The 7,732-nt window shown below is 69.3% G+C and carries 11 protein-coding genes; all 11 read right to left on the bottom strand.

All coding sequences use genetic code 11. From position 1 onward, the window contains the following. Positions 1-530 (bottom strand): hypothetical protein (locus tag IE153_RS42240; protein WP_229829440.1); only part of this gene is annotated, 530 nt, incomplete at its 3' end. 495 nt (positions 531-1,025) lie between these two features. Continuing rightward, on the bottom strand, positions 1,026-2,192 hold the full coding sequence (locus IE153_RS40870; RefSeq protein WP_189594741.1) for a site-specific integrase: 1,167 nt from the start codon (positions 2,190-2,192) through the stop codon (positions 1,026-1,028). Then, the gene (locus IE153_RS40865; RefSeq protein WP_189594740.1) at positions 2,192-2,374 is read right to left on the bottom strand and encodes a helix-turn-helix domain-containing protein; all 183 of its coding nucleotides are present in this window, start codon (positions 2,372-2,374) and stop codon (positions 2,192-2,194) included. Before IE153_RS40865 ends, IE153_RS40870 begins: the two co-directional genes overlap by 1 nt. Next, positions 2,367-3,662 (bottom strand): replication initiator, encoded by a 1,296-nt coding sequence (locus tag IE153_RS40860; RefSeq protein WP_189594739.1) that lies wholly within the window; start codon positions 3,660-3,662, stop codon positions 2,367-2,369. Before IE153_RS40860 ends, IE153_RS40865 begins: the two co-directional genes overlap by 8 nt. A gap of 153 nt (positions 3,663-3,815) precedes the next feature. Beyond that, positions 3,816-4,061, bottom strand: coding sequence for a SpdD protein (locus IE153_RS40855; RefSeq protein WP_189594738.1), 246 nt, complete (start codon positions 4,059-4,061; stop codon positions 3,816-3,818). 25 nt (positions 4,062-4,086) lie between these two features. Next, entirely contained in the window at positions 4,087-4,281 is a 195-nt protein-coding gene (locus tag IE153_RS40850) for a hypothetical protein (RefSeq protein ID WP_189594737.1), read from the bottom strand. 15 nt (positions 4,282-4,296) lie between these two features. Further along, the gene (locus IE153_RS40845) at positions 4,297-4,488 is read right to left on the bottom strand and encodes a mobile element transfer protein (protein WP_189594736.1); all 192 of its coding nucleotides are present in this window, start codon (positions 4,486-4,488) and stop codon (positions 4,297-4,299) included. A gap of 14 nt (positions 4,489-4,502) precedes the next feature. Continuing rightward, the gene (locus IE153_RS40840) at positions 4,503-5,162 is read right to left on the bottom strand and encodes a DUF2637 domain-containing protein (RefSeq protein WP_189594735.1); all 660 of its coding nucleotides are present in this window, start codon (positions 5,160-5,162) and stop codon (positions 4,503-4,505) included. Between the two features lie 88 nt (positions 5,163-5,250). Next, positions 5,251-6,627 carry an FtsK/SpoIIIE domain-containing protein gene (locus IE153_RS40835; protein ID WP_189594734.1) on the bottom strand — a complete coding sequence of 459 codons (1,377 nt, stop codon included), beginning with the start codon at positions 6,625-6,627 and terminating at the stop codon, positions 5,251-5,253. Further along, a complete protein-coding gene (locus IE153_RS40830; protein WP_189594733.1) occupies positions 6,627-6,983 on the bottom strand; it encodes an SCO3933 family regulatory protein in 357 nt (118 codons plus the stop codon). Before IE153_RS40830 ends, IE153_RS40835 begins: the two co-directional genes overlap by 1 nt. 156 nt (positions 6,984-7,139) lie before the next feature. Beyond that, the coding region (locus IE153_RS40825) for a GntR family transcriptional regulator (protein ID WP_189594732.1) at positions 7,140-7,732 on the bottom strand (593 nt) is incomplete at its 5' end.

Raw genomic sequence — 7,732 nt, 5'->3', positions numbered from 1 at the left:
GTTTCGGCAGCGCCGTACCACCGGAATGGTTGCGCTCCACCCCGCCAGAGACGGGAGGCGTGGTCACCAACGTCGTCGGCGGTGACGAACTGGGGAACCTCGCGCGTCGGCCACCCCGGATAGACAGCCACGCCGCGTGCGGCTATCCAATCGATCCTGGTCTGGTTGGGGTCGATGACCAACAAATCGCCGTATCCGGCAGGCAGAGAGAACCTGTCCATGTCCAGAAGAGACCAGCGGTTCCCTTCAGGGGTTGCCTGGAAGGACACCTCAATGACCTGAGGGCCCGTGTGACTGAAGAGGAACCCATGCGCGCGTCCCACTTCCCGCAGGTCGCCTTCGCCGACCGGGAGCCACGGAATCGGATCACCAGGCGAGTCGGGATCCCAGTCGTCCGGCCATCCATACCTGCCGTAGGCATAGCGACTGGACCAGGTCGACGGGAGGCAGGTATCGGCGGGATCTCGCGGACCGTCGAAAGCACGCACAAGGAGACGGTGATAGCTCATGTCGCTCGTCGCCAACGTCACGCGCGTCCGTTCGGGACCTGCAGTGCAGTGGAGCAAACCCCATTCGCCAGGACTCGGTGCCAGAGCCTGCCGCGCACAGAGAGCCGCATAGCTAAGCCCCTCTTGCGCCGCAACTGCACGCGTCACCTCAGAGCGTTCATGGGGAACGAGTCTGCTGATATCGATGGACACCGGGAACCGGCCCTTCGTTCAAGCGGCACTACTTCGGCGCCGCGTTGCCGTAGAGCTTGACCTGGTGCGCCCATCGGCGCCACCGCCTCCAAGAGCGCATCTTTGGAGGAGTCGCACAAGGGATCACAAGGCTCTGAGCTGGCCGTTTAGCGGTTCCAACGACGTCCTACGAGTGGTCTTGCGGAGCGATCCGCAGCCTCAATTCACTCGGTCGTGTGTACGGGTTACAGGCACCGCTCTCGCGATCTTTACCGTGCCGTGATGAGAGATGTAGCGCAGGGGCCACTCACCGATGTCGGTGGGTGGCCCCTGATCGCTTTGTGTCTACTGCTTCGGACCAGCACCGAAAATGCCGTCCATGACGACGGCGCCGGTCTGGATGACAGGCCGGATCTGCTTCCGGTAGACCTCCTCGGTCACGGCCGTCCCGGAGTGCCCGACGAGCCGGGAGATCACTTCCAGCGGTACGCCACGGTCGGACAGCAGGGACACGAAGCTGTGCCGCAGCTCCCGAGGCGTCCACTCATCGGCGTTGACCCCGTCGACGTCCTTGAGCGCCTGGCGGAAGGCGCGGCGAACATTGGCCGCGTCGAGCGGCTTGCCCACTGCTGAGGAGAAGACGAGCCCGTGCTCCTCCCACTTGTCGTCGGCGGCGAGCCGATCCCAGCCCTGATCTTCGAATTGCTGCCAGAGGGCTTCGACGCAGCGCGCCGGCAGGGCGAGCGTGCGCCGGGACTTGCGGGTCTTGGTGTCCCCGCTCCGCCGGACCGACCGCCACACCGCGATATGCGGAGGCTGCGGCGGGTCGGCGTCCGGCTTGCCCTTGAGGAAGACGTGGTCCCAGGTGAGCGCCCGCAGCTCCTCGGTACGGGCACCCGTCAGCAGGGCAACGACGATGTACGCGTACATGGAGGTCCCCTCGGCACCCTTGAGGACGGCCTCGGCCTGAGCGAAGGTGAGCGCCTTGGAGGGGCGCCCGGCTTGCCCTTGGGGCACCGAGCACAGCTCGACGACGTTCCGCTTCACCTTGTCCCGGGCCATGGCCCGCTTGACCGCGCGGTTGAGGCAGGAGTGGATCGCCTGCAGAGTGCGCGTGCTGAGCGTTCTCGCCTTGGCGGCCAGCCAGCGGTCTACGTCCTCCGCGCTGAGGTCGCGGAGCTTGCGCGCGCCGAGTGACGGGATGACGTGCTTCTGGCTCAGCAGCGTCGTGGTCTCGACGGTGCGCGGGTCGAGACCGGCCAGGCCGTAGGTAAGCCAGTCCGTCACCGCGTCCTTGACCGTGTAGTTGGTGGGCGCGATCGCGAGGCCGTCCTCGTGGTCCCTCAACACCTCCTTGAGCTTGTTCTTCGCCTCCGTCTTGGTCTTGCCACTCCCCCGCTTGACGATCCGCTTGCCGCTCGGATCGAAGCCGAGGTTCGCCGTGGCGATCCAGCGTTGCCGCTTCTCATCCCAGTGCAGGCCACCATCCCCGCGGCTCCGACGCTTGGTCATCAGGCCGCACGCTCCATCTGACCCGTGATGAAGTCACGCAGAGCGATAGCAGGGATGCGCCGGCATCGGCCGATGGTGACCGAGGTCAGCTGCCCCGTACGGATCAGGTCGTACACCGTGGACCGGCCGAGCCTGAGACGGGCCATCACCTCGGCGACGGTGAGCAGTTCGTCGTCACGCACGGGTGGGTTCTCCTTCCGTTCCGGGGGCGGGTTCGAGGGTTTCGGCGAGCCAGGCTTCGGCGTCGGTGAGGCCGGTTCCGGCGTAGACCCAGTGCGCGAGGACGAGGGTCGTGTCCGGCTCGGTCTCGGCCGCTGCTGCGGCTTGTGCGCGGCGCCATGCGGCGCGGGCGTCGCGGAGGGCGCCGAGGGTGGTGGAGTAGCGGCGGGACTTGGTGGAGAAGTGGCCGCGGAAGCCGAGCATGTGGGCCCAGGCACGCAGGCGGAGGTGTTCGAGGTCCTTACGGGCACCCAGGGTCCAGGCAGTCCGGATGAGCCTGCGGGCATGGTCGCTGATGTCGAGCTGGGCGAGTTCGGCGAGGAACTTCAGCGGCCGGTCCAGAGCCCCCGTCGCTGTCTCGGCACCCTTGGTGGCGTACTTCGCGATGTACGCGGCGACGGCTCGTTCGGTCAGTTCCTGGCCGCCGTCGAAGTCGGCCGAGCGGATGGTGCGCACGTCGAGCTGACGGCCGAAGGCGAAGGCATGCGCCCGGCCGTCGATGACCGGGCCGTCCACACGAGCGGCGGCGGTGGCGGCCTGGATGGCGTCGGTCAGCAGCTCGGCGGTGGCCCAGGCAGGTGGTGGGGTGTCGCCTCCCTCGGGGCCGTCGATGCGGATGACTGCGTGGAAGTGGACGGCTCCGCGCTTTTGGTACTCGGCGACCTTGGCGAAGGACACCCTGGCGTACTCGCGGAAGGCCCGCTGAGTCAGTCCGGCACGCTTGGCGACCTCCCGGCGCAGGTAGGTCGAGAAGCGCCGCCACAGCGGACCGGCGTGCGCGTTCCAGAGCACGGCCGCTTCGTAGTCGTAGGTGTCCGGGTCGAGCGGGGTGCCGAGTGCGGGGTCGTCCTGATCGTGGAGCGTGCCGCAGCGGCAGCGGCGGACCGAACGGGCCGGGCCGGTGGGGCGGTTGTGGACGGGGCCGAAGCTGGGTGCGGTGAAGGTGGCGAAGACGCGCGGGTGTGCGGCGACGCGTTCGGGGACGCCCTTGCCGCCGCGCAGTCCGGAGGTGATCAGGTGGAAGGTGTCGCGGCGGTAGACCTCGGCGCAGGCCGCGCAGCGGGTGGTGCGGCGGTTGTTGCAGCGGACCAGGAGGTGACCGGCCGGGAGGCTGGTGGAGTCGAGGTGGTGGAGGACGTTGCCGATCTCGCCGGTGCGGGTGTTCACGTCGCACTCGGTGCGGTGGCCGTCGAGGCGGATCGGGTGGGTGCAGCCGCCGAGGCCGGCGAGCTGGCGCAGGAGTGCGGGCATGGTGCCCAGGGCGGCCAGTTCGCCGAGTTCGTGGAGCGGGGGCGGAGTGGCGCGGGTGATGATGGCTTCTCCTTCTGGTTTCGGCTGGAGGGAGAGGGCCCCCGGGGCGGCGGATGCTTGGCGGTATCGAGGCCGCCCCGGGGGTCTGGTGTGTCAGCGGCGGTGCTGGTCGCGGAGCATCGAGCGCAGGACCACGGCGGCGACGGCCACGGAGACGGCGGTGACGGCGACGGCGGCCAGGAGCGCGGTCAGCACGACGCCGCCGACGAGGACGGCCGCGACCGCTCCCGTGCTGACGGAGATCTGAGGGGCGGGACGCCGGGCGGATGCCTGGTCGGCCACGGTGTGGGTGTACGCGGGCGGCGGCGTCGGGCTGTCGGGGTACATGGGCTGGAACACAGCGAAGGCCTCCTTACCTACTCGTCTAGTTATGTGAGCCGTTGACGATGTCCACGCCGGAGCGCGTGCCGGACTCGATGGCGGGGGCCATGAACGTGTGCGAGAGCCAGAACCCGAAGAGGGCGATCAGGACGACGATCCACGTGCGGACGCCGAGGAACTTGACCGCTCCCCAGGCGAAGAAGCCGAGGACGACGACGAGCGGCAGGCTGACGGTCACGGTGTGCGGGTCCTTTCAGCGGACGGGGCAACGGTGGGTACGGGCGGCCAGCTCGGCGCCAGCGCGGCTGTCGTAGTCGGCGGAGAAGCCGCAGCGCGGGGCCGTGCAGGCGGCGGTGTGCTTCTCCCGGCCCCGGCCGTCGTAGGAGGTGCCGACCTGTACGGGGCCGATGCGGGTGACGAAGCGGAAGCGGCGGTTTGCGCTCACTTGGGTGTCTCCTCTCAGAGTTGGGCGGCGATGGCGTCGGCCATGGGCGGCGGGACGCCGAGGCGGGCGCGCAGGGTTGGGGTGTCGATGGCCGTTCCGGTGCGGGCGTGGTGCTCGGCGGCGACTTTGCGGGCGTGCTCGACCAGGGCGGCCGGGACGGCGACGGGCGACAGGGCTGGAGGCTGAGCCAGTGCCGGCTCGGCTGTCGGAGGCGTCGGGGGTTCCGGTGCGGGGTCGGGCTCTTCCTCCTGGTCCTCGATGTGCTGGAACGTCTCTCCGTCCACGGCGTCACTGGTCTCGTCGTGCGAGGCTGGCGGGGAGTGGACGAGGAGAGTGCCGCCGAGGAAGGCAACCACGGGCCAGCCCGCCACGAGGATGCGGAGCCAGGCTGGTACGTGGTCCAGGTCGAGTAGTCCGGCGGTAGCAACGTTCGCGCCCAAGGATGCGGCGAGGGCGATCAGGAACCAGCACCACCCGGCCGCTTTCGCGTCCCCGGAGCGCAGTCGGCGCCAGGCGGCGACGAGCAGCAGGTCGACCGAGACGGGATAAGCCCACGCCTTCCACCCATCCTGTCCGGCCGCCGAGGCGACGTCGTGCAGGTGGGCGAAGGACAGCGCGGCTGCGATGACCGCTTGGACGAGCACCGCGTCGACGCGGGCCAGGTGGGCACGCATGCTGCGGCTCCTTCCGGATTCAGGCATGGGAGGGGTAGGGACTTGGCGTGAGATGGTCACGCCGACCGGAGCTGAATGCAGGCCCGGGTCAGTCGGTCACCGGTTGGGGCCGCACGACCGGGCCCGGTGCCTCTGCGGGCGGTACGGGCACGTCGGGCCGGAAGGGCTTGAGTGCGGGCAGGTCGGGGACCAGGTGGGCCCACTCACGGCAGGCGTCGGCGGCGTCGCCGAGGGAGAGGTACGGCGTGCGGATACGGGACCAGCCGCCGGAGGTGTCACCGGCAACGGCGAGGCCGGGCCGTTCGGGAGCGATGGCGCAGGCGGCGGAGACCGCCTCGGGGGCGATGTCGCCGAGCGCCATCTTCGCGGAGGCTTCGTCGTTGACGCGGTGGCAGACCCGGCCGGTCAATTGGGCCCGCAGCATGGTCGCGCCCTTGCCGAGTTCGGCGCCGAAGCGCTGCCCGCAGACCTCCAGGTAGATGCCGGCGGCCCGGCCGAGCTGGGCGAGGCGGATAAGCTGCGTGACCATCTCGTCCCGGCGTTCCTCGTCCTTCTTCGTGGCGACCAGGAACAGTTCTGCCACCTCGTCGACGAACAGCACGACAGGCACCGGGCGTTCATGCTCGGGCAGGCCCCAGATGTCGGAGGTGATCTTCTCGTCCGGGGTGCTCGGCGCGATGCCCTGCCGGGCCTTGATCAGGTCGTATCGGTCCTCCATTTCCTTGATGAGCACGGGCAGCAGCTCGGCGGCCTGCTCCGGGTCGGTGGCGAGCGCCGACAGGCGCGGAGTGAAGGGCGCCAGTTCCACACCCCGCTTGCAATCGATGCCGACCAGGGCGACGGGCTGACGGGCGAGGCCGGCGACGAGGTGACGCAGATACATGGACTTGCCGGACAGCGTGGCACCGAGGGTGAGTTGGTGCGGCACGGTGCGGTAGTCGCGAACGAATGGAGTGGCGTCTTCCCGCAGCGCGACCGGGACCCGCAGAAGGTCCGGGTGGAGCTTGCGCGGCATACGAACCTTCCGCAGCACGTCGAAGCCGACGAGCCGCAGTTCGACCACGCCCGGCTTGACCGTGCTCACGTAGACGGCGTGGACGCCCCAGGCATGCCGCAGCCGTTCAGCGGAGGCAGCCACGTCAGCAGGTTCCTGCCCCGGGGCAAGCCGAAGGCGGACGCGCAGCCCCGTCGAGGTCGGCCGGACGAGTCCCCGACGCGGCGGTACGGGCCGGACCTCACGGCGGGTGGTGGTCTTGACCGCCAGGACCCGTAGCCGGGAGGGCGCCACGGTCAGGCCGCAGGCTTCCATGACCGAGCCGTAGGAGCTGAGGAGCCGGACCGTGGATATCGGTAAGCCGACTGTGGACCAGTAGATGCCGGGGTGCTTGGCCCGGGCGTAGGCGGCCCCACCGCCGAGTGCGGCGACGGGACCACCCACCTCCAGAAGCGTCGTCAGGTCGGTCATCAGGCCGGGGCTCCCACAGCGGCCGGGAAGGAGGCCGGAGTGACAGCGGCAGCGCGGAAGGCGATGCCGTGGCGCTGCTGCCCGTTGAAGACGCTCTCCCAGGGCCGGGCGACCAGACCCGGCAGAGAGACCGGGGCACCCAGGGCAAGCCCTTCCGACACCCCGCTCTCCGGAACGGTCACCTTGATCAGGGACGACTCCCCCTCCTCGATGTAGACGACGCCGATCGTCATCAGCGCCTCACCGCTGACGGCGTCCTTGGCAATCTCGCCGGTCTGCCGGTCGCGGACCTTAGGCTCGGGCGCCTCAGTCAGCAGGATCGTCGCGGCCGAGGTCTCCACACGGATGGTGCGCAAGATTCTCTCCCATCTACTCGTCTAGACAAGATGCAGTCTTCGAACCCGGTGACGCCGGGACCGTCGACCACTCTGCCACACCACTTGCCCACTCGTCTATACGAGTATGCGTGTCGAGGTGTACGAGTCCGGGGAAGTGGCCTCGCGCACCGCCGATCAGTTCGCCGGGAGCTGGTAGGAGAGGACGTAGGCGTCCGCCGCCATGACCGTGTCGCAGACCTCCACGGCCCGCCCCGCAGTGTCGAAGGCGGTGCGGATCAGGTGGATCACCGGCACGCCGGAGGCCAATTGCAGCGTCTTGACCTCGGACGGCGAGGGCATCCGGGCCCTGATCTCCTCCTCGAAGTGGTCGAGCTGGTGGCCCAACTCCTCAAGCCGGGCGTAAATACCGCCGGGACCCGGGTTGGGTTCGGCGATCTGCGTTCCGCGAGCGATGTCGAGCGGGAGGTATGACGTGGCGAACTCGACCGGTCGGCCGTCGAGCAGGTACCGGCGACGCCGGGCGAGCACGCGTCGCACGGAGCCGAGGCGGGTGGAGATGTCCTGGCTGGCCTTCTCCTCCTTGACCTCCAGACTGTCCACCTTCGGGTGACTGCCGGCGGCGTCGGCCTCAACGATGAACGCGGATTTGCCCTGCTCGCGGTGGCGTCGGGCGAACCGGTCTGAGGCGAGCCGCCGCACCGGAGGCCGGGGCCGGACGAAGACGCCCTTACCGTGCTCGGCGTGCACTAGGCCCTCGCCCTGGAGGA

The sequence above is a fragment of the Streptomyces massasporeus genome (assembly GCF_014648995.1).
In the GTDB taxonomy this organism is placed as follows: Bacteria; Actinomycetota; Actinomycetes; order Streptomycetales; family Streptomycetaceae; genus Streptomyces; species Streptomyces massasporeus.
This window is presented reverse-complemented; position numbering and strand designations above follow the sequence as displayed.

Coding starts and splice junctions, on each gene's coding strand:
- IE153_RS40840 (WP_189594735.1), bottom strand. CDS start 5,162: ATGCGTGCCCACCTGGCCCGCGTCGACGCGGTGCTCGTCCAAGCGGTC.
- IE153_RS40860 (WP_189594739.1), bottom strand. CDS start 3,662: ATGCCCGCACTCCTGCGCCAGCTCGCCGGCCTCGGCGGCTGCACCCAC.
- IE153_RS40835 (WP_189594734.1), bottom strand. CDS start 6,627: ATGACCGACCTGACGACGCTTCTGGAGGTGGGTGGTCCCGTCGCCGCA.
- IE153_RS40870 (WP_189594741.1), bottom strand. CDS start 2,192: ATGACCAAGCGTCGGAGCCGCGGGGATGGTGGCCTGCACTGGGATGAG.